This is a genomic window from Sporosarcina sp. Y352 (assembly GCF_056786535.1).
Genome location: NZ_JBXCJE010000002.1, coordinates 295,401 through 318,965 on the forward strand (window position 1 = coordinate 295,401; position 23,565 = coordinate 318,965).

General features: G+C 41.6%; 24 protein-coding genes. 20 read left to right on the plus strand and 4 right to left on the minus strand.

The genetic code is table 11. The annotated features are described in order from the left end of the window. Positions 1 to 630, plus strand: a complete 630-nt coding sequence (gene pyrE / locus AC1TO6_RS04380) for an orotate phosphoribosyltransferase (protein ID WP_482100384.1) — start codon at positions 1 to 3, stop codon at positions 628 to 630. Positions 631 to 709: 79 nt separating this feature from the next. On the opposite strand, the gene AC1TO6_RS04385 is transcribed toward pyrE, so the two are convergent. Next, a complete protein-coding gene (locus AC1TO6_RS04385; protein ID WP_482100385.1) occupies positions 710 to 997 on the minus strand; it encodes a hypothetical protein in 288 nt (95 codons plus the stop codon). Between the two features lie 129 nt (positions 998 to 1,126). Continuing rightward, positions 1,127 to 1,384: a helix-turn-helix transcriptional regulator gene (locus tag AC1TO6_RS04390; RefSeq protein ID WP_482100386.1), complete on the minus strand. Its 258-nt coding sequence runs from the start codon at positions 1,382 to 1,384 to the stop codon at positions 1,127 to 1,129. A 159-nt stretch (positions 1,385 to 1,543) separates the two neighbouring features. On the opposite strand from AC1TO6_RS04390, the gene AC1TO6_RS04395 reads away from it, so the two are divergent. Continuing rightward, complete coding sequence (locus AC1TO6_RS04395; protein ID WP_482100387.1) at positions 1,544 to 2,197, plus strand: XRE family transcriptional regulator; 654 nt, start codon at positions 1,544 to 1,546, stop codon at positions 2,195 to 2,197. A gap of 65 nt (positions 2,198 to 2,262) precedes the next feature. On the opposite strand, the gene AC1TO6_RS04400 is transcribed toward AC1TO6_RS04395, so the two are convergent. Further along, positions 2,263 to 3,951, minus strand: coding sequence for an Rqc2 family fibronectin-binding protein (locus AC1TO6_RS04400; protein ID WP_482100388.1), 1,689 nt, complete (start codon positions 3,949 to 3,951; stop codon positions 2,263 to 2,265). A 155-nt stretch (positions 3,952 to 4,106) separates the two neighbouring features. On the opposite strand from AC1TO6_RS04400, the gene gmk reads away from it, so the two are divergent. The 13 genes from gmk (at position 4,107) to spoVM (ending at position 17,077) form a co-directional block, all read left to right on the plus strand. After that, positions 4,107 to 4,724 carry a guanylate kinase gene (gene gmk / locus AC1TO6_RS04405; protein ID WP_482100389.1) on the plus strand — a complete coding sequence of 206 codons (618 nt, stop codon included), beginning with the start codon at positions 4,107 to 4,109 and terminating at the stop codon, positions 4,722 to 4,724. 3 nt (positions 4,725 to 4,727) lie between these two features. Continuing rightward, positions 4,728 to 4,952 (plus strand): DNA-directed RNA polymerase subunit omega, encoded by a 225-nt coding sequence (gene rpoZ, locus AC1TO6_RS04410; RefSeq protein ID WP_482100390.1) that lies wholly within the window; start codon positions 4,728 to 4,730, stop codon positions 4,950 to 4,952. Between the two features lie 100 nt (positions 4,953 to 5,052). Beyond that, a complete protein-coding gene (gene coaBC, locus AC1TO6_RS04415) occupies positions 5,053 to 6,273 on the plus strand; it encodes a bifunctional phosphopantothenoylcysteine decarboxylase/phosphopantothenate--cysteine ligase CoaBC (RefSeq protein ID WP_482100391.1) in 1,221 nt (406 codons plus the stop codon). Beyond that, positions 6,263 to 8,674 (plus strand): primosomal protein N', encoded by a 2,412-nt coding sequence (priA, locus tag AC1TO6_RS04420; RefSeq protein WP_482100392.1) that lies wholly within the window; start codon positions 6,263 to 6,265, stop codon positions 8,672 to 8,674. The genes coaBC and priA overlap by 11 nt, the downstream gene beginning before the upstream one ends. A gap of 392 nt (positions 8,675 to 9,066) precedes the next feature. Next, complete coding sequence (gene def, locus AC1TO6_RS04425) at positions 9,067 to 9,588, plus strand: peptide deformylase (protein WP_482100393.1); 522 nt, start codon at positions 9,067 to 9,069, stop codon at positions 9,586 to 9,588. Then, a complete protein-coding gene (gene fmt / locus AC1TO6_RS04430; protein ID WP_482100394.1) occupies positions 9,585 to 10,526 on the plus strand; it encodes a methionyl-tRNA formyltransferase in 942 nt (313 codons plus the stop codon). Before def ends, fmt begins: the two co-directional genes overlap by 4 nt. After that, on the plus strand, positions 10,523 to 11,881 hold the full coding sequence (rsmB, locus tag AC1TO6_RS04435) for a 16S rRNA (cytosine(967)-C(5))-methyltransferase RsmB (RefSeq protein WP_482100395.1): 1,359 nt from the start codon (positions 10,523 to 10,525) through the stop codon (positions 11,879 to 11,881). Before fmt ends, rsmB begins: the two co-directional genes overlap by 4 nt. 35 nt (positions 11,882 to 11,916) lie before the next feature. Continuing rightward, positions 11,917 to 12,675 (plus strand): Stp1/IreP family PP2C-type Ser/Thr phosphatase, encoded by a 759-nt coding sequence (locus AC1TO6_RS04440; protein ID WP_482100396.1) that lies wholly within the window; start codon positions 11,917 to 11,919, stop codon positions 12,673 to 12,675. Then, positions 12,672 to 14,684, plus strand: a complete 2,013-nt coding sequence (gene pknB, locus AC1TO6_RS04445; RefSeq protein ID WP_482100397.1) for a Stk1 family PASTA domain-containing Ser/Thr kinase — start codon at positions 12,672 to 12,674, stop codon at positions 14,682 to 14,684. The genes AC1TO6_RS04440 and pknB overlap by 4 nt, the downstream gene beginning before the upstream one ends. Positions 14,685 to 14,712: 28 nt before the next feature. Next, entirely contained in the window at positions 14,713 to 15,606 is an 894-nt protein-coding gene (rsgA, locus tag AC1TO6_RS04450) for a ribosome small subunit-dependent GTPase A (RefSeq protein ID WP_482100398.1), read from the plus strand. Continuing rightward, a complete protein-coding gene (gene rpe, locus AC1TO6_RS04455) occupies positions 15,599 to 16,267 on the plus strand; it encodes a ribulose-phosphate 3-epimerase (RefSeq protein WP_482100399.1) in 669 nt (222 codons plus the stop codon). The genes rsgA and rpe overlap by 8 nt, the downstream gene beginning before the upstream one ends. After that, positions 16,264 to 16,917 (plus strand): thiamine diphosphokinase, encoded by a 654-nt coding sequence (locus AC1TO6_RS04460; protein WP_482100400.1) that lies wholly within the window; start codon positions 16,264 to 16,266, stop codon positions 16,915 to 16,917. Before rpe ends, AC1TO6_RS04460 begins: the two co-directional genes overlap by 4 nt. Before the next feature lie 13 nt (positions 16,918 to 16,930). Beyond that, complete coding sequence (spoVM, locus tag AC1TO6_RS04465) at positions 16,931 to 17,077, plus strand: stage V sporulation protein SpoVM (RefSeq protein WP_482100401.1); 147 nt, start codon at positions 16,931 to 16,933, stop codon at positions 17,075 to 17,077. An 82-nt stretch (positions 17,078 to 17,159) separates the two neighbouring features. Here the strand turns inward: spoVM and rpmB are convergent, their stop codons facing one another. Beyond that, positions 17,160 to 17,348, minus strand: a complete 189-nt coding sequence (gene rpmB, locus AC1TO6_RS04470; RefSeq protein ID WP_482100402.1) for a 50S ribosomal protein L28 — start codon at positions 17,346 to 17,348, stop codon at positions 17,160 to 17,162. Positions 17,349 to 17,565: 217 nt separating this feature from the next. Here rpmB and AC1TO6_RS04475 point away from each other — a divergent pair, with 217 nt between their 5' ends. From AC1TO6_RS04475 to recG, 5 genes are all read left to right on the plus strand, one after another. Next, entirely contained in the window at positions 17,566 to 17,928 is a 363-nt protein-coding gene (locus AC1TO6_RS04475) for an Asp23/Gls24 family envelope stress response protein (protein WP_482100403.1), read from the plus strand. 22 nt (positions 17,929 to 17,950) lie between these two features. Beyond that, the gene (locus AC1TO6_RS04480) at positions 17,951 to 19,618 is read left to right on the plus strand and encodes a DAK2 domain-containing protein (RefSeq protein ID WP_482100404.1); all 1,668 of its coding nucleotides are present in this window, start codon (positions 17,951 to 17,953) and stop codon (positions 19,616 to 19,618) included. 138 nt (positions 19,619 to 19,756) lie between these two features. Then, on the plus strand, positions 19,757 to 20,419 hold the full coding sequence (gene sdaAB / locus AC1TO6_RS04485; RefSeq protein ID WP_482100405.1) for an L-serine ammonia-lyase, iron-sulfur-dependent subunit beta: 663 nt from the start codon (positions 19,757 to 19,759) through the stop codon (positions 20,417 to 20,419). A 27-nt stretch (positions 20,420 to 20,446) separates the two neighbouring features. Continuing rightward, positions 20,447 to 21,355, plus strand: coding sequence for an L-serine ammonia-lyase, iron-sulfur-dependent, subunit alpha (gene sdaAA / locus AC1TO6_RS04490; RefSeq protein ID WP_482100406.1), 909 nt, complete (start codon positions 20,447 to 20,449; stop codon positions 21,353 to 21,355). Beyond that, positions 21,321 to 23,384 (plus strand): ATP-dependent DNA helicase RecG, encoded by a 2,064-nt coding sequence (gene recG, locus AC1TO6_RS04495; RefSeq protein WP_482100608.1) that lies wholly within the window; start codon positions 21,321 to 21,323, stop codon positions 23,382 to 23,384. Before sdaAA ends, recG begins: the two co-directional genes overlap by 35 nt. Positions 23,385 to 23,565: the final 181 nt, after the last annotated feature.

A 23,565-nucleotide genomic window follows, 5' to 3' on the forward strand; every position in this document is an offset into this window, starting at 1 on the left:
ATGATAAAAAAAGAAGTCGCTGAAATCCTGTTAAATGTAGGAGCGGTAGAATTAAGCCCTGACGAACCCTTTACATGGGCATCAGGTATTGAATCCCCCATCTATTGTGACAACCGTTTGACGATGTCAGATCCAATTGGCCGTAAAAAAATAGCTCAAGGGCTTTCGGAATTGATTCGTGAAAATTATCCTGAAACAACAGTCATCGCAGGAACGGCGACAGCCGGAATTCCACACGCTGCTTGGGTTGCGGACATTCTTGGACTGCCGATGGTCTATATCCGTTCAACAGCAAAAGGACACGGACGTAGTCGTCAAATTGAAGGAAAGATTGCCGATTCAGATAAGGCGGTCATTATAGAAGATTTGATTTCTACAGGGGGGAGTAGCTTAAATGCTGCTGAAGCATTGCGCTCTGAAGGAATTGAAGTGACTGGAATTGTTTCGATATTTACATATGAACTCCAAAGTGCAGATGAAACATTCGCGAAGGCGGGATTGACGTATAAGAGTCTGACTGATTTCGGCGCACTTGCTGAAGTGGCAAAAGACAATGGTGCGATCAATAAAGATTCAATGGCAAGTTTACTTAATTGGCATGGTAATTTAAAAGCAGGTCTATTAAAGTAAAAATGCTATTCCACATGATTGTGGAATAGCATTTTTTTATTTACTAGAAAAGTGAACTTTATTTATTGTGAAAAAAGATTTATAAAGTATTTTTATGGTTGATATTGACTTCTTCTGCGAGCTGCGAAAGTTTTAGTAAGGCTATTCTGCGCTGGTTATACTGTTGTTTATTTATTTTATTTTCTTTATTTAAAATCTCTAATAGTTCATACATAGGGACTAATTGTTTTAAAAGAGCTTCTTCAAGCTTATTTTCGTTAGCTGAAGCTAAAAGTTCTGTAATGCTAGTTTGAAATGGCTTCGATTGTTCATGCATAATACTTGAAATAAGTACCTTAACGTCACCTTGAAAGTTTTTAATGTCCATATTATGGTGCAACCCCTAAAAGAAATAGTCTAAGACAACTTAACGTTTTAATTAAAAGGAAAGGTTCATGATGTAGTTCTTTGACAGACTAATTTTAATGTGAGACAATTCAGTTAATATTTGAAATAGCTATTTATTTGACTTCCGTAGATTACTTAGAGTAATATCTTTCCCGAAAAAAATATATTTCGAAGGCATTTGAAATACTTCTTCCAATTTCAATATTTGAGTAAATGAAATGTTAGAAGAATCTTCTTCCCATGCTTCGTATGTAGTTGTACTAACACCAATTTTTTCTGCGAGTTCAGGAGAATTCATCCCATATTTCAGTCGTAAGGAATGAAGTGTTTGAATTAGGTAAAATGGCACTTCATTTTCAGATGTCACATAGTTCACCCTTTCTATATTGATTATATATTACTAAAAGTGATACAAAAAGACAAGTGTCGTGGGAATAGTTACTACAAGCTATATTTCCGGAATTAAATGAAGATCACTTCCAAAATGATGTACAATTAGTATGAGATGTAAATGGAGGTCCTATTCATGAACAATTTTGTACAAGACCTATTTTCCAGACGGTTGAAACGATTAAGAGATAGAAATAGAATAACAATGGTAGAACTTGCAGACGCAATAGGCATGAGTCAAGCCACGATTTCGGAATGGGAAAAGGGCAATAAATTTCCGAGGGCGGGGGCATTACAACAATTGGCGAATTACTTTGAAGTTCCGATGGAATATTTCTTTAAAGGGAACTCTTTCCCCCTAGCTAAAACAGTAGCCTTAGGATGTATGCCTTCAATTAAAGCCAGTGTACTTTCTCATACAGATGGAATAGAATGCGATGATGCAGAACTTATTAAACTACCAACTAGTTTTTTAGGGAAATACGCGCAAGACGAGAACCTGGTAGCGTTCAAAGTAATAGGAGATAGTATGAATTTACTTTTTCCCGATGGTTCTCCACTCGTAGCAAAAATAATTGAGCAAGATGACATAAAAGACGGAGATATTGCTGTTTACTGTGTTGACAATGAATACGCTGTCAGACGTTACAGAAAAATTGAACAGCAAGAAGTGATTGTGTTAAGTCCCGAGTCAACAAATGAAAACTTTTACGATTATGTAGTGCCGTTCAATAATCAAAATAGCCTTGAGATAATTGCAAAAGTAGTTTGGTACGGGGTATCCGTTTAGTAACGGGTGCTCAGTCTATAAAAAAAGCTAATCCACATGTATAAATTTCATGTGGATTAGCTTTTTTATTTTTTAAGTTTCATCACTATATCTTCATCAGGGTCTACTAGTATCGTTTTTTGTTCAAAGTAGATGACGAATCCAGGCTTCGAGCCATTCGGTTTTTTAACATGGCGCACTTCAGTGTAGTCAACCGGTACTGCTGAAGAACCGCGAGCTTTACTGAAGTATGCAGATAGAATTGCTGCTTCACGAATCGTTTCATCATCGGGATTAGCGTCATGGATAACAACGTGTGATCCCGGTATATCTTTCGTATGAAGCCAAGTTTGTTCTCTAGAAGCAAGCTTAAATGTTAAATAATCATTTTGCTTATTGTTTTTACCAACAGAAATTTTCAGGCCTGCAGATGAAATGAATGTTTCAGGCACTGGTTTTTTCGGTTTAAGCTTCTTTTTTGACTTACGAGCCTTTAAAAAACCAAGTTCCGCTAGTTCTTCACGTATTTCTGCGATGTCTATAGGGGATGCTTGCAGTACTTGTTGTTTTATCATTTCGAAATAAGCGATATCCTCTGCTGCTTTTTCGAGTTGCTCTGCGATCATGATAAGCGCTGTTTTCGCTTTTGAATAACGTGAATAAAAGCGTTGCGCGTTATCAATCGGAGATTTCCTAGGATCTAACGGAATTGTTACGGTAGTGCCTTCATCGTAATAGTTGGAGACAGTTGCTTCCGTAGCACCTTTTTCAATGGCGTAGCTATTTGCAGTAAGTAACTCTCCATAAAGCTGAAACGTATCTAGCTTCCCGGCAGCTTCTTTTTCTTTTATAAGCTTCTTCACTTTTAGATTCAATTTGGCTACTTCGTTGTCTAGCCAACGTTCTAGGTCTGCGGCTTGAGATTTCACGCGTTCTCTTTCAGCCCGTGCGAAATACACTTTATCCAACAAGTCACCGAGCGTATTATATTGTGCAATCTTATTGTCCGCATATGTCAGTTCAGTTGCAGAGAAAATGGTTTTGGTCCCGACTTCGGAAATGTTTGGTGTGCTTCCTACTCCATTGAATGAAGCGAGGAGAGTTGTGAACACTGAGTAGTTGTCCGCCTTCGCTTCTTTAAATCTGAACAGTAATTCTTCCGCATTAATCGGAGAAAAACCAGAAAATTTCTGGACGATATCACGAGCGCTTTCTAAATCAGGTAATAAATCATTAAATTGTTGCTCAGTGACTGTAAATGGATTCAATTTATCTTGTGGTGGAGCGGGTATGAAAGGTTGCCCCGGTAATATCGTTCGGTAACTATTCACCGATGGCGGCAAGTGTTTCATACTTTCGATGATGATATTACGTTCGGGATCGACAAGTAGCAAGTTACTGTGTCTACCCATAATTTCGATGTATAACCTTCTGTTAATTTCATCCCCAATTTCATTTTTTGCCTTGACATCCATTGTGATAATCCTGTCTGTGCCGAATTGACCGATAGATGTAATCGAACCACCTTCCAGGTGTTTTCGAAGAACCATGCAAAACAAAGGGGGTTCAGATGGGTTTGTAATTGCTTCTTCTGTCAGTTGGATACGTGAATAAGATGAATGAATTGAAATTAGAAGTTTTTGATTTTTGCCATCTGCACGTATTAGAAATACAACTTCCTGTGCGTTAGGCTGATGGATTTTAGAAATACGTCCATTTTGTAAGACTTGTAGTTCCTGCACCATTGCCGTTGTGAATAAACCATCAAATGCCATAGGGATTCCTCTTTCAAATCGTTTTTCCCCATTTTAGCACTACAACGACCTTATATGGTATAATATGAACAGATTGTTTCAATCAATTGAGTGCAACATCGGCTTGATTATGTCAATAATCACCGTAAATCAGATTAGATAAGAAGAGGGATCGCATGTATAAAAAACGTGGGCTTCTAATCGTCCTGTCCGGACCATCTGGTGTGGGCAAAGGGACGGTTCGAAAAGAGCTTTTTACACAACCGGATACAAACTACGAATACTCTATCTCGATGACGACGAGAAGTCCACGTGAAGGCGAAGTGGATGGCGTTGATTACTTTTTCAAGTCTAGAGATGAATTTGAACGGTTGATCGAGGAAGGTAAACTTCTGGAATACGCAGAGTATGTAGGCAATTATTACGGTACTCCGCTTGATTATGTCAATGAAACGCTCGATGCAGGGAGAGATGTATTCCTTGAGATTGAAGTCGTCGGTGCAGCACAGGTAAGGTCAAAAGTTCCAGACGGGCTATTTATATTCCTCGCACCCCCAAGTTTGTCGGAGTTGGAAGAACGGTTAGTTGGAAGAGGAACCGAAAAAGCCGATGTTATTGCATCGCGTATATTGAAAGCGCGTGATGAGTTTGAAATGATGAACTTGTACGATTACGTCGTGGAAAACGACGAAGTAACAAATGCCTGCGAACGTATTAATGCAATTGTCATCGCAGAACATTGCCGCAGAGAACGTGTAGAAAAGTTATATTTAGGTATGCTGAGAGGGGAATAAATCATGTTAACTCCATCAATCGATTCGTTAAAAGAGAAAATTGATTCAAAATACACACTCGTAACACTCGCTTCAAAACGAGCACGTCAAATGCAGGAGGAAGGAACTAAACTCCTTTCTTCTTATGACTCTAAAAAGAATGTAGGCAAAGCACTTGAAGAAGTTGCTGCTGGCGTTTTATCGAAAAAGAAATCGGACGATTCTATCGTTTATGAAGATGAAGTGTAATAAAAGTTCCAGGTTTAAAATTAGTGTCTAAATAGATAAATGTGATACTCCCTTAGAAATGTGTTTTTCTTTGGGAGTTTGTCATTTTAGAAGGGAAGAGATGAAGTTGTTAAATAAAAAAATCCTCCTTTGTGTAACTGGCGGAATCGCGGTCTATAAAGCTGTTGCACTTGTTAGTAAGCTATCACAGGCCGGGGCAACAGTGAGGGTCATCATGACGGAGTCTGCAAAAGAATTTGTTACACCTTTGACATTCCAAGCGATGTCACGGAATGATGTTTACTTTGATACATTCGATGAGAAAGAGTCTAGTGTTATAGCGCATATCGACTTGGCTGATTGGGCTGATTTAGTAGTTGTTGCTCCGGCAACAGCGAACGTTATAGGTAAACTGGCGAATGGCATTTCCGATGATATGGTAACAACAACTCTTTTGGCTACTCAGGCAGAAGTTTGGATTGCTCCAGCTATGAACATTCACATGTATGAAAATAAAGCAGTTATCCGAAATATTAAAACGTTGCACGAAGATGGCTACAAATTCATTGAGCCATCCGTTGGCTTTTTGGCATGCGGCTATGTAGGGAAAGGGCGTCTGGAAGAGCCAGAAAAGATTGTGGACCTGATAGAAAATCGGTTTGCTACGAAAAAAAACCTACCTCTTGCGGGAAAGAAAGTTGTAATTACAGCTGGTCCTACACGTGAAAGAATCGATCCGGTAAGATATGTGTCGAATTTTTCAAGCGGTAAAATGGGCTATGCGATGGCGGAAGCAGCTGTGGCGCTAGGTGCTGAAACCGTTCTAATTTCAGGACCTGTCGGATTGGACAAGCCAGTTGGAGTGACTTTCATTGATGTAGAAAGTGCTGCAGAGATGTACGAAGCAGTCCTTGGGCAATTCGATGATGCGTCAATTGTTATAAAAGCTGCTGCCGTCGCAGATTACCGTCCGAGAGAGATTCACGCTCAAAAGATAAAAAAGCAAGCGGGAGATTCCGTCATTGAGCTTGAAAGAACAACTGATATATTGAAGACGATAGGGACAATGAAAACAGATCAGATTCTTGTCGGTTTTGCTGCGGAAACTGAAAATGTAATCAACTATGGTTTGAGCAAAATGGAAAGTAAAAATCTCGATTACATAATCATTAATGATGTGACAGATCCAGAAGCGGGATTCGGAAGAGATACAAATGTCGTAACACTCTTGTCAAAATACGGAATGCAAAAACCTTTCCTTGCAATGCCTAAAAAAGAATTGGCGCTCCTACTTCTGGAAAATATAATTCAAGAAGAAAGTGAACAACTCAATGATTGCTGAAGTCATTGTAGATGTGGCGGCTTATCCAATTGACAGGCCGTTTGATTACCTCGTTCCAGAATCAATGGAATCCGTAATCGAACCTGGAGTACGAGTAAAAGTACCATTCGGACCTAGGAAAGTGCTTGGTTATGTAACAAAGCTAAAAGGGGAAAGCGACCTTGCTTTGTCAAAAGTGAAACCAATTGATGAGCTTATTGATTTGGATCCTGTCATTTCCCATGAACTGCTCGAATTATCCGGATGGCTTGCAGTAGAAACTTTGTCCTATGAAATAGATGCGCTACAGGTAATGCTGCCTTCCGCAATGCGTGCCAAATATGAAAAGTTCATTGTCGTCGAGGAGCCCGCACTTATCGTCGACGAAGATTTTATTGCTTTTCTAGCGGGTAGGAAGCGAGTTAAGCTAAAAGAAGTAGACACATCCGCTCTTATGAAAATATTGAAAAGCTATGCGAGTCAAGGAATTGTTTCGGTAGATACAGCCGTAGGTCAGCAAACGGCTGTGAAAAAAGTGCGAATGATTCGTATGGCAGATGAAAAGAAACTCCTGGAATTGTACGATTCCGTTCATCTAAAAGCGAAAAAACAAGCGGAATTGATTCAGTGGATGATTGAACGCGCTGAGAAGACAATCAGTGCGAAACAACTAATGGAACAATCAGGAATTCAACCAGCTATTTTAAAAGCGGTTATTGAAAGAGGGGCAGCTTTTGAGGAATCAGCGGAAGTCTATCGCGAACCTGATGCACCACAATTAAAAGATACAGCAATTCCGGAGCAGTTGACGAGTGAACAGCAAATTGCCCTTGATCACATCTCGACTGCTTCAGATGAACAACATGCTGAGACTTTCCTACTTCATGGAGTGACGGGTAGCGGTAAAACAGAAGTGTATTTACAGGCTATTAAACGTGTGTTGGATAAAGGCAAAGAGGCAATCGTCCTTGTACCGGAAATTGCGTTAACACCGCAAATGACATCCCGATTTCTTGCGCGTTTCGGGGCGTTAGTCGCAGTTATGCACAGCGGGTTGTCTGCAGGTGAAAAATACGATGAGTGGCGGAAAATAAAACGAGGGGAAGTAAAAGTAGTTGTCGGTGCAAGGTCGGCGGTATTTGCACCCTTCGAAAATTTAGGCATCATTATTTTAGACGAAGAGCATGAGTCAACCTATAAACAAGATGATACCCCGCGCTACCATGCTAGGGATGTAGCCATCAGACGCGCGAAATATTACAATTGTCCAGTCGTTCTCGGCAGTGCAACGCCTTCATTGGAGTCATATGCACGGGCATCAAAAGGTGTATATACACTGCTGACGCTGACTAAACGACCGAGAGACCAAGCCCTGCCTACAGTAAATGTAGTTGATATGCGAGAAGAATTGAAGTTAGGTAACCGCTCGATGTTTTCATTGCCACTTGCCGAGGCAATCCGAATACGATTGGAGAAAAGAGAACAAATCGTTCTGTTTCTTAACAAGCGCGGCTTTTCATCATTCGTTCTTTGTAGAGATTGCGGTACAGTTGTCGAATGTCCAAACTGTGATATCTCGCTCACCTACCACCGTGCACATGAACAGCTGAAATGTCATTATTGCGGTCATGAAGAACGCGTCCCACAAGTTTGTCCAGAGTGTAAAAGTGAACATATACGTTTTTTTGGAACAGGGACTCAAAAAGCCCAAGAAGAAATTGCAAAACTGTTTCCCGAAGCACGAGTCCTTCGAATGGACGTAGATACAACAAGACAAAAAGGTTCACATGAACGGTTGCTCAGGCAGTTCAGTGAAGGGAATGCAGATATTCTGCTCGGTACGCAAATGATTGCTAAAGGGCTTGATTTCCCTAATATCACACTAGTAGGAGTCCTCGCGGCGGATACAACACTGCATCTAGCCGATTTTCGTGCCGCAGAAAAAACCTTTCAACTGATGACGCAGGTGAGTGGACGTGCCGGACGTCATGAATTGCCTGGAGAGGTGTTCATTCAGACCTATTCTCCAGAACATTATGCAATCGATTTGGCCAAAGCCCAACATTATGAACCGTTTTACAATATGGAAATGGCCGCGAGAAAACAATATGGCTATCCGCCTTTCTATTTCGTCACACTCGTTCAGTTCACACATGAGGATTTATTGAAAGTAGCTGACTTTGCAGATAAAGGCTCACGCTATTTAAAAGCTAATTTGTCTGCAGATACAGTCATCATTGGACCGACTGCAGCCGCCATTAGTCGAGTTAACAATCGATATCGCTACCAATGTTTGATAAAATATAAAAAAGAGCCCAAGTTAACAGAAACGCTCCAACAGCTCATTAAATACTACCGTACGGATTGGATAAAATCAGGTCTGACAATGACGGTTGACGTAGAACCCGCGTCTATTTACTAAACAAAAGCGTAGAGTGCCGTTTAGATGCGACAGGCATAAGGTGGGCTGGCGACGCGGCGTTCTGCAGCCGCACAGCCGGACTGCTTTCTGACCCGAGCATCTGCGCTTGAAGCTGGACTGAACAAAAGCTTAACGAGGAATCTCTAATTTGAATTATCCCCAATATAAAACTTTATAAATTTTTAGAGGAGTCAATATCATAATTGTTTATTTTGATTGAAAACTCTTACGTAAATCGAAATTTCTTTATCAAATATTCATTTGCATGGATTTTCGTTGATTGTAACGGAAAGCGTCCGCCTCTCGTTACAATCAACCTTGTTCGGATTTTATGACAAAATCCTCTATTATGAAATTGATTCAGACACCATAGATAGAAAAGAGGAATAGTTTTGGCTATACGTAAAATTGTGAAGCATCCGGCTCCGGTTCTTCTACAACAATGTAAAGAAGTAAATAAATTTGATAAGAAGCTTTATAAGCTACTCGATGATATGTACGACACAATGGTGGATGCAGATGGAATTGGTCTTGCAGCACCGCAAGTTGGCGAAGCTGTCCGTGTAGCAATTGTCGATATGGGCGAAGGGCAGGAAGTCATTGAAATGATAAATCCTGTTGTGACTGCAATCGGAGGCTCTGAAATAGAGGTAGAGGGTTGTCTTAGTTTCCCTGACTTATTCGGCGAAGTGGAAAGACCATTTTTTGTACGTGTAGAGGCGCAAGAACGAAACGGAGATCTATACGAGCTAGAGGCAGAAGATTATGAGGCACGTGCCATCCTACATGAAATAGATCATTTAAATGGCGTATTATTCAACTCTAAAATTATTCGTATTGTTGACCCATCAGAATTGTTACTTGAAGAAGAAGATGGAGATGAGTCACTAAATAGCGGAGGTGGAAATCAATGACCAAAATTGTCTTTATGGGAACACCCGAATTTTCGGTAGCAGTTCTGACAATGCTCTATGAAGAAGGACATACAATCGCCGCGGTTGTTACTCAGCCGGATAGAGCTGTTGGACGAAAAAGAATTTTAACACCTCCCCCAGTTAAAGCTGAGGCACTTCGACTCGGACTATCAGTCATTCAGCCTGAAAAACTGAAAGGTTCAGCAGAGCTCGAGGAAATAATCGCACTCAAACCGGATTTGATTGTAACTGCAGCATTTGGGCAGATTTTACCTAAAGAACTGCTGGAAATTCCACGACTCGGCTGCATTAACGTACATGCCTCATTACTGCCAAAATACCGCGGTGGAGCACCGATTCACCAAGCCATCATGGACGGTGAAACAGAAACGGGTGTCACAATTATGTATATGGTTGAAAAACTCGATGCAGGCGATATTATTTCTCAAGTGACTGTCCCCATTTCAGATACGGACAACACGGGGAGTATGTTCAAAGCATTATCGGTGGCAGGAACGGAGCTTCTTAAAGAAACGTTGCCCTCCATATTGAATGGAACAAATAAGCAAACTGTTCAAGATGAATCACTTGTAACATTTGCACGCAATATTTCCCGCGAGCAGGAACGGATTGACTGGTCCCAAAATGGAAAAGAAATCTATGATAAAATTCGTGGACTTCATCCGTGGCCGGTTGCTTATACTATTTACCAAGGAGAAAGTGTTAAAATTTGGTGGAGTGAGAAAGTACAATCGAACGACAATGCGTTGCCTGGTACAATTATCGAAATTGAGAGCAATCGCATTATTGTAAAAGCCGGCGATGATATAGCTGTAGCTTTAACGGATCTTCAGCCAGCCGGAAAAAAACGGATGCCTGCGGATGAATTCATTCGAGGGACCGGATCTAAATGGAGTAAAGGGGATCGTTTCGAGTGAATACTAGACCTAAAAAGAAAATATGGAATGGCAATGTCCGCGATGCGGCTCTTTCAATATTGATGGAAATAAACGACCATCAGGCTTATAGCAATCTGTTGCTTCACAGAACAATTGAAAAGTATGGTATTGAGACCAAAGATCGTGGTTTGTTAACAGAATTGACTTACGGCACACTCCAACATCGGATGACGCTCGATTACTATCTTGAACCTTTTGTTCATGGAAAACTGGACGGCTGGGTACGAGAACTTCTTAGGTTATCGTTATACCAAATTGTCTATTTGACGAAAATCCCTCCGCATGCGGTTGTCCATGAGGCAGTGGAAATTGCAAAAAGACGTGGTCACAAACGGATTGCACCAACAGTGAATGGTATTCTTCGTTCAGTGTTACGAAAAGGTGTCCGTTCACTGGATGATATGGAAGACAGTAGTCTGAAGACATCTATAGAAACGAGTCATCCCGAATGGCTTATTAAGAGATGGACTGAGCAATTTGGTGAGGAAGAAGCAGCTGTGATGGCGCATGAAAACAATCATCCGGCGGCGATGACGGTGCGTGTCAACACAGCAAAAGCAACCACGGAAGAAGTAGTTGCTTTACTTGAATCGGAAGGAATGGAAGTTAGAAGAGGTGAAGTAGTTGCGGAGTGCATTATTTCCGATAGTGGAAATCTCGCCAATACACAAACCTATAAAAAAGGGCTTATCTCTATCCAAGACGAAAGTTCAATGCTTCCCATCCTTGCTCTTGATTTATCGCCTGGCATGAAAGTACTCGATATGTGTGCAGCGCCTGGAGGTAAGACGACCCATATAGCTGAAAAGATGAATGACGAAGGAGAAGTATTCGCACATGATCTTCATGAACATAAACTGAAGCTTATTGAAGCGAATGCAACCAGACTTGGTTTATCATCCATCAAAGCATTAAGCGGTGACAGTCGGAAATTGACGGATCTTTATGATTTGGCTTCGTTCGATCGTATTCTCGTCGATGCTCCCTGCAGTGGTCTCGGTGTTATTCGTAGAAAACCCGAAATCAAATACAACAAAACGAAAGCAGACTTTGATGCGTTAACAGTTATTCAATCGGACCTTCTCGACACGGCTCGTGAATTGATAAAACCGGATGGGGTAATTGTCTACAGTACATGTACTGTGGAATATTCCGAAAATCAGGGGATGGCAGAACGTTTCCTTACACGTCATCCAGACATGGAAAAGATTCCGTTGACACAATTGATTGGTAATGAGAAATTAGCGATTGAAGACAATACACTACAAGTGCTACCGCAACATTTTGGTAGCGATGGATTTTTTGTTGCAGCTTTCCGAAAGAAAGTTAAATAAGCAGAGGGACTCGAGTGAAAAAGGGGAGAGGGACATTGCAATTTGAAGTCTTGACTGACATTGGTAAGAAAAGAACGGTCAATGAAGATAGTGCAGCGGTATACACACTTCCTGGGGGGATTATTCTTGCTGTAGCCGCAGATGGCATGGGTGGCCATCGTGGAGGTGACTATGCTAGTTCGACTGCGGTCAAAGTTATTGGAGAACAATTCATGAAATTGGATAGTTCAACTTTTAATGCGGAAGAGAACTGGGCGGAGTGGCTTCAGAAGGCCATCATTCATGTGAACGAGATAATCTACAAACAGGCGTCTGAAAATGAAGAGTATAAAGGGATGGGTACTACACTTGAGGCGGCTTTAATTCGCGGTCGTACTTGTCTTGTATCGCATACCGGAGACAGTCGTGTATACACAATCGAAGATAAAGGAATACGGCAAGTGACCAGGGACCATTCCTACGTCAATGCACTCCTTGACAGCGGTGAAATTACCGAAGAGGAGGCAGCGTCCCATCCACGAAAGAACTGGATTATGAAAGCAATCGGTTCTGAAAAAACAATAACACCGGACCTTTATTCGTTTGAGCTGGACGATGGAATGTTCGTCCTCATTTGCACGGACGGTCTTAGTAATAAAATCGACAATGATTCCATACGAAAAATGGTCCTATCAAATTCTACGTTACGTAAGAAGGCGGAAGATCTTGTTAACTACGCGAACGACATGGGCGGAGAAGATAATATAACTGTCATTTTGATTGATCCGACCGGAGTGGAGGCGACTAATCCATGATCGGGAAAAGAATTGGCGGGCGATATGAAATTGTTAGAAACATCGGTGAGGGTGGTATGTCAAAAGTCTACCTTGCACATGATGTCATTTTAGATCGCGATGTCGCAATCAAGGTGCTCAATTATGATTTTGCCAATGAAGAGGCTTTAAAAAGAAGATTTAAACGTGAGGCACTATCCGCAACTAGTCTTACACATCCTCATATTGTCGACATATTTGATGTTGGTGAAGAAGACGAACTTCACTACCTTGTGATGGAGTATATTGAAGGGCAGACTTTGAAACAGTTTATTAAAGATAATGGTCCTTTAACGCCTGAACAGGCTTTACCGATTATGCAGCAGATTGTGTCTGCCTTGGCGAATGCCCATCATAATGGAATCATCCATCGAGATGTTAAACCCCAGAACATTCTAATGGATTCAGATGGGGATGTGAAAATTACTGATTTCGGCATTGCGATGGCACTGAGCGCAACAGCCCATACAAAAACAAACTCTGTCATTGGAACCGTTCACTACTTGTCACCTGAACAAGCACGCGGCAGAATGGCAACAAAGAAATCAGATATTTATTCGTTGGGAATCGTATTTTATGAATTACTTTCAGGCGAATTACCGTTTTCGGCCGATACAGCTGTAGCGATTGCATTGAAACATTTACAGGAAGAAACACCATCTGTAAAGAAGCTGTTCCCAACGATTCCACAAAGTGTGGAAAACGTTATTTTAAAGGCTACTATGAAAGATGCCACATATCGTTATGATTCAGCGGATGAAATGTATGATGATTTAAGCACCGTACTATTACCAGAACGTGCCGATGAGAAGAAATTCGAAATTGTATTTGACGATGATCATACACGGGCTATTCCGATTGTAAACGAAGCACCAAAATTTGATAATATTGAAATAACGAAGAAAATCGAGCCGGTTGAGTCAGAACAACCCCCATTGCCTAAGAAAAAACGTAAAAAGTGGCCATTCATCCTGGGAGGCGTCTTCGGCGTGATAATTCTGTTATTACTTTTATCCCAGATTCCGGGCGTGCTAGGACCTAAAATGGTCGAAATTCCGGAGGTAGCTGGAATGGAAGAAAAAGCCGCGGAAGACTTGCTCGTTGAAAAGGGTTTTAAGGTCGATGAAAGAACTGCGCAGCCATCCAATGATGTCGATGCAGGAGATGTGATTAGAACAATGCCTGAGGCTGGGATAGAAAGGGAAGTAGGTTCATCAGTTACCCTCTATATTAGTACGGGAAAAGAAGAGATGACCCTTCTCGATTATAGGAAACGAGAGTACTCATCAGTTACTGAACTTCTGGAAAACTTCGATTTTAAAAGTGTAAAATCGGAAGAAGAATTTTCTGATGAGCCTGAGGGAACCATTTTAGAACAAAGTCATGAACCGGGTACGGATGTAGTTCCGAGTGAAACAGATTTAGTATTTACTGTTAGCAAAGGGAAAGATATGCGAACTGTTGGTAATATAGTAGGGTTCGATAACGACCAACTGAAGGAATATGCAAAAACATCAGGATTCAATATTGGGGCTGGGAAACAAGAGTATCACGACACCGTACCTGCAGGGCAAGTCATTTCTCAAGATCCAGTTGCGGGAAGTAGCATTGAAAAAGGTGGAAAAGTGGAAGTAGTTGTATCAAAAGGACAGAAGGAAAAATCGACTAGGTTATATGTAGAAACTGTGACAATTGAATATAAACCTGAAGTAATTGAACCTAATCCTGAAGTAAATGAACCTGAATCAGGTGAAGAAGTCGATTCCGACGTAGAGAATGATACTGAAAATGAAATCCAACCTAAACCGGTTGAGCAGATGATCCGTATTTATGTTCAAGACAAAGATAATACGATGACCAGCCCTATCGAAGAATTCCCCATTACGAAAACAATACAAAAACAAATTACTCTTAAATTAGAAGAAGGACAAAGTGGAGCGTATAAAGTTACACGGGATTCGACAATGATCATTGAGAAAGAGGTCCCTTAACGCGACGCTAAATAGAAGGGGTGAAAGAATGCCAGAAGGACAAATCAGAAAAGCAATTAGTGGCTATTACTATGTTGAAAATAACGGAGAAATTATACAATGTAGAGGGCGTGGGGTTTTTAGAAACCGTGGCGTCCATCCGTTAGTCGGAGATTTTGTTACCTATGTGCGGGTTGAAGATAACGATGCGACTGTAACTGAGGTGCATGAACGCTTTAATGAGCTTGTTCGTCCGCCAATTTCGAACGTTCACCAGGCGCTGTTGGTATTCTCAATTGTGGAGCCAGCATTCAGTCTTTATTTACTAGATAGGTTCCTCGTTGTCGTCGAATCATTTGATGTGAAGCCGATTATTTGCTTAACGAAAAAAGATTTAGCGAATGAAGAGGAATTGAGAGTAGTAGCCCAGCATGCTGCGTATTATGAAAAGATTGGCTATGATGTAATCGAGACATATATTGACGATCCGAAGCTGGTGGACTTGTTGAACCCATACTTGGCGGAAAAAACGACTGTTCTTGCTGGCCAATCAGGTGTAGGTAAATCAACTATGTTAAACACAATATTGCCTGAACTCGATTTAAAAACGGGCGTAATCTCCGAAGCACTTGGACGTGGGAAACATACGACGCGACATGTTGAATTGCTTGAGATGTCAGGTGGCCTTGTTGCAGATACTCCGGGGTTTAGTTCACTCGAATTCGATCATATTGAGAAAGAGGAACTATCTCGTTATTTTGTTGATATGGATGAAGTTTCACCAAACTGCAGATTTCGAGGGTGCTTGCATTTGAAGGAGCCTAAGTGTGCAGTAAAAGAAATGGTGGAGACTGGAGAAATTCCACGTCACCGCTACGATCACTACTTGCAGTTCATGCAAGAAATACTTGACCGAAAGCCGAGGTATGAAAAACATGATTAAAATTGCACCTTCAATATTAGCGGCAGATTTTTCAAAGCTTGCTGAGGAAGTAAGAGAAGTAGAGGCAGCAGGAGCTGAACTCATTCATATAGATGTGATGGATGGTCACTTCGTTCCAAATATTACAATGGGAGCAATTGTTGTAGAAGCGCTTAGACCCATAACGAAATTGCCGCTTGACGTTCATTTAATGATTGAAAACCCGAATGCATATATTGAGCAATTTGCTAAAGCGGGGGCAGATTACATCACAGTACATGTAGAAGCGTGTCCTCATCTACATCGTACACTACAGCTGATACGGTCCACGGGCGTGAAATCCGGGGTTGTTTTAAATCCGCACACACCGATTGAAACGATTCTACATGTTCTTGATGAAATCGACTTGGTTTTGTTCATGACGGTTAATCCGGGATTTGGCGGCCAAAAGTTCATTCACTCCGTTATTCCAAAAGTGAAACAGTTGGCAGATATTATTCGTGAAAATAAGCTCCCCATTGAAATAGAAATCGATGGAGGCATTAATGAAGAAACAATTGTTCCTTGCGTGGAAGCTGGGGCTACAATTTTTGTTGCGGGATCAGCCATCTATAATGCGCCAAATCCGACGGAAGCATTACATCGTATCAAAGCAGCAGGTGAAAGAGCACTGAAAAAATGAAATATGCAGTCGTTTGTGCAGGCGGACCAGATTCTGAGATTGCCGATTTGGAAAAATTCCGTCATGTAGATACGGTGTTCATCGGTGCTGATAGAGGAGCGCTTCACTTACTAAATAGAGGAATTACTCCTCTTGAAGCAATCGGTGATTTTGATTCGGTTTCTGAAGTTGAATACGATTTGATTGCTACATCGGTCCAGATAATAGGCCGATTTCGTTCTGAGAAGGATGAGACGGATTTGGAACTCGCAGTGAATCGCGCTCTATCCTATCAACCTGAACATATTGTTTTGACAGGTGTTACAGGTGGAAGGCTAGATCATATGGAATCTGCCCTTCATCTGATGTACCGGCTTCAGATGGCTAATAAGCAAACAACATTTTCAATTCATAATAGAACGAATGAGCTTTCGATACTTATTCCGGGAGAGCATCAAGTGAAGCCGGGTATCCGCTATCCATACATATCCTTTTTTCCATTTGGGGGAACCGTTGAAGGCCTAACGCTAACCGGATTCAAATATGAAACGACTAATGCTACCCTCGAAACAGGCATGACATTATTCACGAGCAATGAACCAGTTTCAGAAGTCTGTACTATCTCCTTCTACAAAGGCATATGCTTAATGGTAAGGAGTTCAGATTCCTGAAAGGAGTGGGGAATTGCGGGTTTATACTTTTACAATGCCGAAGTTTGTGAGTGGAATAGTGAGGAAGTGCATGGTTGTTTTCCAGAAAGATGAATCACCGAAAGCAACTGTAAGTAACAACAAGAGTAAAAAAAGGAAAAAAGAAAAAACGCCGGGCTGAAGAAATTCAGCTCGGCGTTTTATTTCCTCTAAACTTGGGTGCCAATCAAGATAGATAGCACCCAAATTAGAATTACAGTCCATTATACACGTTGAACTTTACCTGATTTAAGGGCTCTAGCTGAGACCCATACACGTTTAGGTTTACCGTTAACGAGAATACGGACTTTTTGAAGGTTCGCACCCCATGAACGACGAGTTGAGTTCAATGCGTGGGAGCGTGCATTGCCTGTACGGGCTTTGCGTCCTGTAATAACACATTCTTTAGACATAATAGTACCTCCTTGCGAATGATGATTAGATGACTTACTTCTTTATTCGCATACCATAATAATGTATCATATGAATAGGCACGTTGCAACCCTTTTTTGCGACATCTTTCAAGGTAAATACCTTTACACGTTGAAACACTTAGATGTGCTTTCTTTTATTATAATTTCAGGTATAGTACAATGGGATAAGTGAAAAAGGATTCAAGGGGGATTAGACATGTCAATCGAAGTGAAGAACGAATACGGCAAAATTGACATTACAAATGACGTCATTACCCAAGTAGTAGGGGAAGCGGCTATCGAATGTTATGGGATTGTTGGTATGGCTTCAAGGCATCAGATTCGAGATGGCCTTACCGAAATCCTCAGAAAAGAAAACTTTGCGCGTGGGGTCATCGTCCGTAATGTTGGTGAAGATACGCATATTGATATGTATGTAATTGTTGGATACGGTACAAAAATTACAGAAGTTGCATACCAAGTCCAATCAAAAGTAAAGTATACATTGAAAAAGACAGTCGGCATGACTGTGAAGTCAGTTAATATTTTTGTTCAGGGAGTCCGAGTGACAAACCTGTAGGTTGAAGGAGGAAAAAAGTTCTATGAAATCCATAGATGGTTTGAAATTTGCGGAAATGATAAAAATGGGTTCTCATCATCTTTATCAAAATGCCGATTATGTCGATTCACTAAACGTCTTTCCAGTACCTGATGGAGATACCGGCACCAACATGAATTTATCAATGACATCAGGAGCAAAAGAGACGGAAGAAAATGCGGTTGCGCATATTGGTCAAACTTCACAAGCGCTATCAAAAGGATTACTGATGGGAGCACGTGGTAATTCGGGTGTCATTCTTTCACAGTTATTCAGAGGCTTTGCAAAAGCAATTGAAAATGAATCTGATGTCGACGGCACACAATTCGCAGCTGCCTTGAAGTATGGCGTAGAAACAGCTTATAAAGCAGTTATGAAGCCTGTTGAAGGAACAATTTTAACAGTCGCTAAAGATGCTTCAAATGCCGGAGTGGAAAAAGCTACGCATACAAATGACTTCATTGAAGTGATGGAAGCGATAGTAATGGAATCTATTGCTTCACTCGAACGTACACCTGACTTGCTACCTGTTTTGAAAGAAGTTGGCGTTGTAGATAGCGGTGGACAAGGTTTAGTTTATGTATATGAAGGTTTCCTTGCAGTATTGAAAGGTGAAGCGCTCCCTGAAAGAACAATTGTCGAATCGATGGATGAGTTGGTTAGTGCAGAACATCATCGAAGCGTACAAGGTTTCATGAATACGGAAGACATTGAATTTGGATATTGCACGGAATTTATGGTGAAGTTTGAAGACGATAAATTGCAAACAAATCCATATGATGAATCAGACTTCCGAAATGGATTAAGCCAATTTGGTGATTCACTCTTAGTTATCTCCGATGAGGAAGTTGCAAAAGTACATATTCATACTGAAGAACCTGGTGATGCACTGAGTTATGGACAAAAATTTGGTTCTCTCATCAACATCAAGATTGAAAATATGCGCCAGCAACATCTTGAAATTGTGGGAGTAAATCATTCAGCGCAAAATATGATAAAAGAAGAGACTGTAAAACATCCTTACGCGGTCGTTACAGTTGCAATGGGAGCAGGGATTTCTGAATTATTTAAAAGTTTAGGTGCTTCCGTGGTGATTGAAGGTGGGCAGACGATGAATCCATCTACCGAGGATATCGTAAAGGCAATTCGTGAAGTGGGTGCTGAAAAGGTCATTATTTTACCGAATAATAAAAATATCATTATGGCAGCTGAGCAAGCAGCGGAACTCGCTGGTATAGAAGCTGCCGTTGTTTCTACAAAAACGGTGCCAGAAGGACTTGCAGCCATTCTAGCATTTAATCCGGAAGCGGAAGTAAGTGTTAATGCTACTCTGATGTTGGAAGCAGCATCATCTGTAAAAACGGGACAAGTGACATATGCAGTGAGAGATACGTCAATCGATGGCATTGAAATTACAAAAGATGACTTTATGGGAATCTCAGGAAGTAAAATCATTACATCGGAACCTTCTCTAGAGAATGTTATAAAAACACTACTAAAAACGCTTATCGATGAAGACGATGAAATCGTTACAATTATTTATGGTGAAGATGTCAGTAAGGAAGAAGCAACTGCTATAGCAAGTTTTGCAGAGGATAACTTTGACCATACAGAAGTTGAATTTTTCAATGGGAAACAGGCTTTATATCCATATATCATCTCTGTTGAATAACCAAGTAAAAAGCAGTGCGCCTGCAATGCCGCACTGCTTTTTTTTATGGATGTAATGCGAACAACATTTTTTGTCTTTTAAAGATTTATCGTGTAAAATGAATAACAGTATGTTCTTGACTATAAGGAGGTTTCATTTATGAAATTCAGATCAGTTTTTGATATTATAGGACCAGTAATGATTGGACCATCATCTTCACATACTGCAGGTGCTGCAAGAATCGGTCGCGTTGCAAGAACTCTTTTCGGCAGACAACCGCAATGGGCTAAAGTACACTTATACGGATCGTTTGCAGAAACGTATAAAGGGCATGGGACCGATATAGCGATTATTGGTGGATTATTAGATTATGATACTTTCGATGAACGTATAAAATCAGCATTTGCTGATGCAGAAAAACTGGGATTGACATATGAGTTTATTCCAGAAGAGGAAGAGGCAGTACACCCGAACACAGCCCGTTTAATTATTGGGGATAGTGAAGGTACGATGGAACTGACTGGGATATCCATAGGAGGCGGCACCATGGAAGTCGTTGAGCTTAACGGTTTCCCACTTAGATTATCTGGTCATTATCCAGCGCTACTAATCGTTCATAATGACCGATCAGGTGTTATTGCGAGCGTTTCCAATGCAATTGCTAATTTGAATATTAATATTGCACATATGGAAGTGGACAGGAAAGAAAAAGGTGAAATGGCACTTATGGTTATTGAAGTCGACCAAATGATAAATGCTGAACTGATTAATGAGTTGGAATTACTACCTAACGTAACGCAAGTATCAACGTTGGCAAACTAATAACAGTAAACGAGGAGGAACACATAGATGGATATTTTATTCAGTAATGTAAAAGAGCTCGTTGCACTTGCCGAGTCACAAAATAAGCCTATTTCAGAAATTATGATTGAACAGGAAGTACTTATGACAAAGCGCTCTAGAGAAGAAATCATCGCCCAGATGGATAACAACCTGACTGTGATGGAAAAAGCTGTAGAAAGAGGTCTGGAAGGTGTTCATTCGGCTTCTGGGCTAACTGGCGGCGATGCAGTCCTTATTCAAAAATACATGGCGACTGGGAAATCACTAACCGGAGACCTCGTAATGGATGCTGTTAGTAAAGCGGTAGCTACAAATGAAGTGAATGCAGCTATGGGTACAATCTGTGCGACACCTACTGCAGGCGCAGCGGGAATCGTTCCAGGAACATTGTTCGCGGTGAAAAACAAGTTGAACCCTACGCGGGAACAAATGATTAATTATCTATTTACGTCGGGTGCTTTCGGATTTGTCGTCGCAAATAATGCGTCGATATCGGGTGCTGCAGGTGGTTGTCAAGCTGAAACGGGTTCTGCTGGTTCAATGGCAGCAGCTGCAATCGTCGAAATGGCGGGCGGAACTCCTCAACAAAGTGCAGAGGCATTTTCAATCGTCATGAAAAACATGCTAGGTTTAGTTTGTGATCCAGTTGCTGGACTTGTTGAAGTGCCTTGTGTAAAACGTAATGCAATGGGTGCAGCTAAAGCACTTGTTGGTGCGGATATGGCACTAGCGGGTGTGGTAAGCCGTATTCCGACTGATGAAGTGATTGAAGCGATGCACAAAATAGGTAAATCGATGCCTTCAGCACTTCGAGAAACAGGAAAAGGTGGACTGGCCGCTACGCCGACTGGAAAAGCACTGGAAGCGAAAATTTTTGGTAATGAACAGGCCAATCGTGACACTGTCAAATCATAATTCTGTCACGACGATAAAAGGGGTGGGGAAAGCAGCCCGTGAACAGCTTGAAGCGCTTGGGATTTCCACGCTCCAAGACCTTTTCATGACATTCCCGTATCGCCATGAAGACTTCCAGTTGAAAGATTTGACCGAAACTCCGCATAATGAGCGGGTTACTATTGAAGGTCGAGTCGAAAGTGAACCATCTGTACTTTTTTTAGGTAAAAATAGATCCCGTCTACAAGTCCGCCTTCTTGCCGGAAGGCATCTTGTGAAGGCGGTTTTTTTTAATCAGCACTATTTAAAAGATCGTTTGGCACCTGGAATGATTGTTACGGTTACCGGGAAATGGGATCGTGGCAGACAAGTGATTAATGTGAGTAATTTCAAAGATGGTCCCAAAACGGAACAAGCTGACTTTGAGCCTGTATATAGCTTAAAAGGTGTTATGCATCAGAAGACGTTTCGACGTATCATGCGCAGTGCAATGGATGCAGCTTCAGGCTTTCATACGGAAACACTACCCGCTGATATTCGTGAACTTTATCGCTTGCCAGGAATCGAGAAGGCTCTTGAGATGATTCATTTCCCAAAGAGCACTGCAGAGGTGAAACAGGCAAGAAGACGTTTCGTTTACGCGGAATTACTGATGTTCCAGCTGAAAATGCTAGGCATGAAAAAAGCTCGGAAAGAAGCAGAGAAGGGTCAAATCATCAATTACGATTTAAAGAAGGTTAAGACCCTTATTGCGGCGTTACCTTTTGAATTGACAGGAGCCCAAAAGAGAGTTGTCAATGAGTTATGCATAGAACTGAAAAGCCCAACTCGGATGAACCGTCTACTTCAAGGAGATGTCGGTTCCGGAAAGACAGTTGTAGCAGCAATCGCTTTGTATGCTGCTATTACCGCCGGGTTTCAAGGTGCACTAATGGCTCCGACAGAAATCCTGGCAGAGCAACATGCCACGACGCTTGCTGGATGGCTTGAACCACACGGAGTCACTGTGGCATTCCTTGCAGGTTCAACGAAAGCGAAAGCACGTAAAAATTTGCTTGAAAAACTCGAGTCGGGTGAAGTGAATCTACTAATCGGTACGCATGCACTGATTCAACCTGATGTAGTTTTTAAAAATCCAGGCTTGGTCATTACGGATGAACAGCATCGTTTTGGTGTTGAACAGCGGCGTGTTTTACGGGATAAGGGATTGAATCCAGATGTTTTGTTCATGACGGCAACCCCAATTCCGCGGACACTTGCCATAACTGCATTTGGTGAAATGGATGTCTCAATTTTAGATGAATTACCAGCAGGCAGGAAAGAAATTGAAACACATTGGCTAAAAGAAGACTCCTTGCAACCTGTTTTACGGAAAATGGAAAAAGAGTTGAATGCCGGATATCAGGCGTATGTCATTTGTCCGCTTATCGAAGAATCCGATAAATTGGATGTTCAGAATGCGGTGGATGTCCATAGTCAATTATCTACATATTTTAGCGGTAAATACACAGTCGGCCTTATGCATGGTCGCCTCCATTCTGATGATAAAGATGCCATTATGCGAGATTTCAGTGATGGCAAAATCAATGTACTTGTCTCTACAACTGTCGTTGAGGTTGGCGTCAACGTGCCGAATGCTACTTTCATGCTTATTTACGACGCGACGCGGTTCGGACTTGCTCAGCTGCATCAGTTGAGGGGAAGGGTAGGGCGCGGGGCTGAACAATCTTATTGCGTTCTGCTAGCTGATCCGAAGTCGGAAGAAGGAAAAGAACGGATGCAGACGATGACGGAAACGAATGACGGATTTGTCTTAGCGGAAAAAGATCTTGAGCTAAGAGGTGCCGGCGATTTTTTCGGGAAAAAGCAAAGTGGTATACCCGAGTTCAAGGTGGCTGATCCTGTACATGATTACAGGGCGCTTGAAACGGCAAGAAAAGATGCCGAGAGACTTTTGGAGTCACGTCATTTCTGGGAAAACCCCGAATACAGCTCCCTTCGATTAGACTTGGAACAGTCGGGTGCTCTCAGTGGCGATAGAATTGATTGAGGTCTAGCTCCAGCATGGAGGGATTGAACTACATCCCTCTTACTTGTCGCATCTAAACGGTCGTCTCCGCATTTCAGTGGTGTCCAGCATCAGGCGTCAGCCCTTCGAGTCGCTTCAGGCCACAGGATAAAAGGCAAAGAGCGCCATTCTCTTCAAGACCTCCAGCAGGGAGGGATTGAAC

Bases quoted from the DNA above. Each gene is read 5' to 3' on its own strand.
- pyrE (WP_482100384.1), top strand. From the start codon at position 1: ATGATAAAAAAAGAAGTCGCTGAAATCCTGTTAAATGTAGGAGCGGTA.
- AC1TO6_RS04385 (WP_482100385.1), bottom strand. From the start codon at position 997: ATGGACATTAAAAACTTTCAAGGTGACGTTAAGGTACTTATTTCAAGT.
- AC1TO6_RS04395 (WP_482100387.1), top strand. From the start codon at position 1,544: ATGAACAATTTTGTACAAGACCTATTTTCCAGACGGTTGAAACGATTA.
- AC1TO6_RS04400 (WP_482100388.1), bottom strand. From the start codon at position 3,951: ATGGCATTTGATGGTTTATTCACAACGGCAATGGTGCAGGAACTACAA.
- gmk (WP_482100389.1), top strand. From the start codon at position 4,107: ATGTATAAAAAACGTGGGCTTCTAATCGTCCTGTCCGGACCATCTGGT.
- rpoZ (WP_482100390.1), top strand. From the start codon at position 4,728: ATGTTAACTCCATCAATCGATTCGTTAAAAGAGAAAATTGATTCAAAA.
- coaBC (WP_482100391.1), top strand. From the start codon at position 5,053: ATGAAGTTGTTAAATAAAAAAATCCTCCTTTGTGTAACTGGCGGAATC.
- priA (WP_482100392.1), top strand. From the start codon at position 6,263: ATGATTGCTGAAGTCATTGTAGATGTGGCGGCTTATCCAATTGACAGG.
- fmt (WP_482100394.1), top strand. From the start codon at position 9,585: ATGACCAAAATTGTCTTTATGGGAACACCCGAATTTTCGGTAGCAGTT.
- pknB (WP_482100397.1), top strand. From the start codon at position 12,672: ATGATCGGGAAAAGAATTGGCGGGCGATATGAAATTGTTAGAAACATC.
- rsgA (WP_482100398.1), top strand. From the start codon at position 14,713: ATGCCAGAAGGACAAATCAGAAAAGCAATTAGTGGCTATTACTATGTT.
- rpe (WP_482100399.1), top strand. From the start codon at position 15,599: ATGATTAAAATTGCACCTTCAATATTAGCGGCAGATTTTTCAAAGCTT.
- AC1TO6_RS04460 (WP_482100400.1), top strand. From the start codon at position 16,264: ATGAAATATGCAGTCGTTTGTGCAGGCGGACCAGATTCTGAGATTGCC.
- rpmB (WP_482100402.1), bottom strand. From the start codon at position 17,348: ATGTCTAAAGAATGTGTTATTACAGGACGCAAAGCCCGTACAGGCAAT.
- AC1TO6_RS04475 (WP_482100403.1), top strand. From the start codon at position 17,566: ATGTCAATCGAAGTGAAGAACGAATACGGCAAAATTGACATTACAAAT.
- AC1TO6_RS04480 (WP_482100404.1), top strand. From the start codon at position 17,951: ATGAAATCCATAGATGGTTTGAAATTTGCGGAAATGATAAAAATGGGT.
- sdaAB (WP_482100405.1), top strand. From the start codon at position 19,757: ATGAAATTCAGATCAGTTTTTGATATTATAGGACCAGTAATGATTGGA.
- sdaAA (WP_482100406.1), top strand. From the start codon at position 20,447: ATGGATATTTTATTCAGTAATGTAAAAGAGCTCGTTGCACTTGCCGAG.
- recG (WP_482100608.1), top strand. From the start codon at position 21,321: ATGAACAGGCCAATCGTGACACTGTCAAATCATAATTCTGTCACGACG.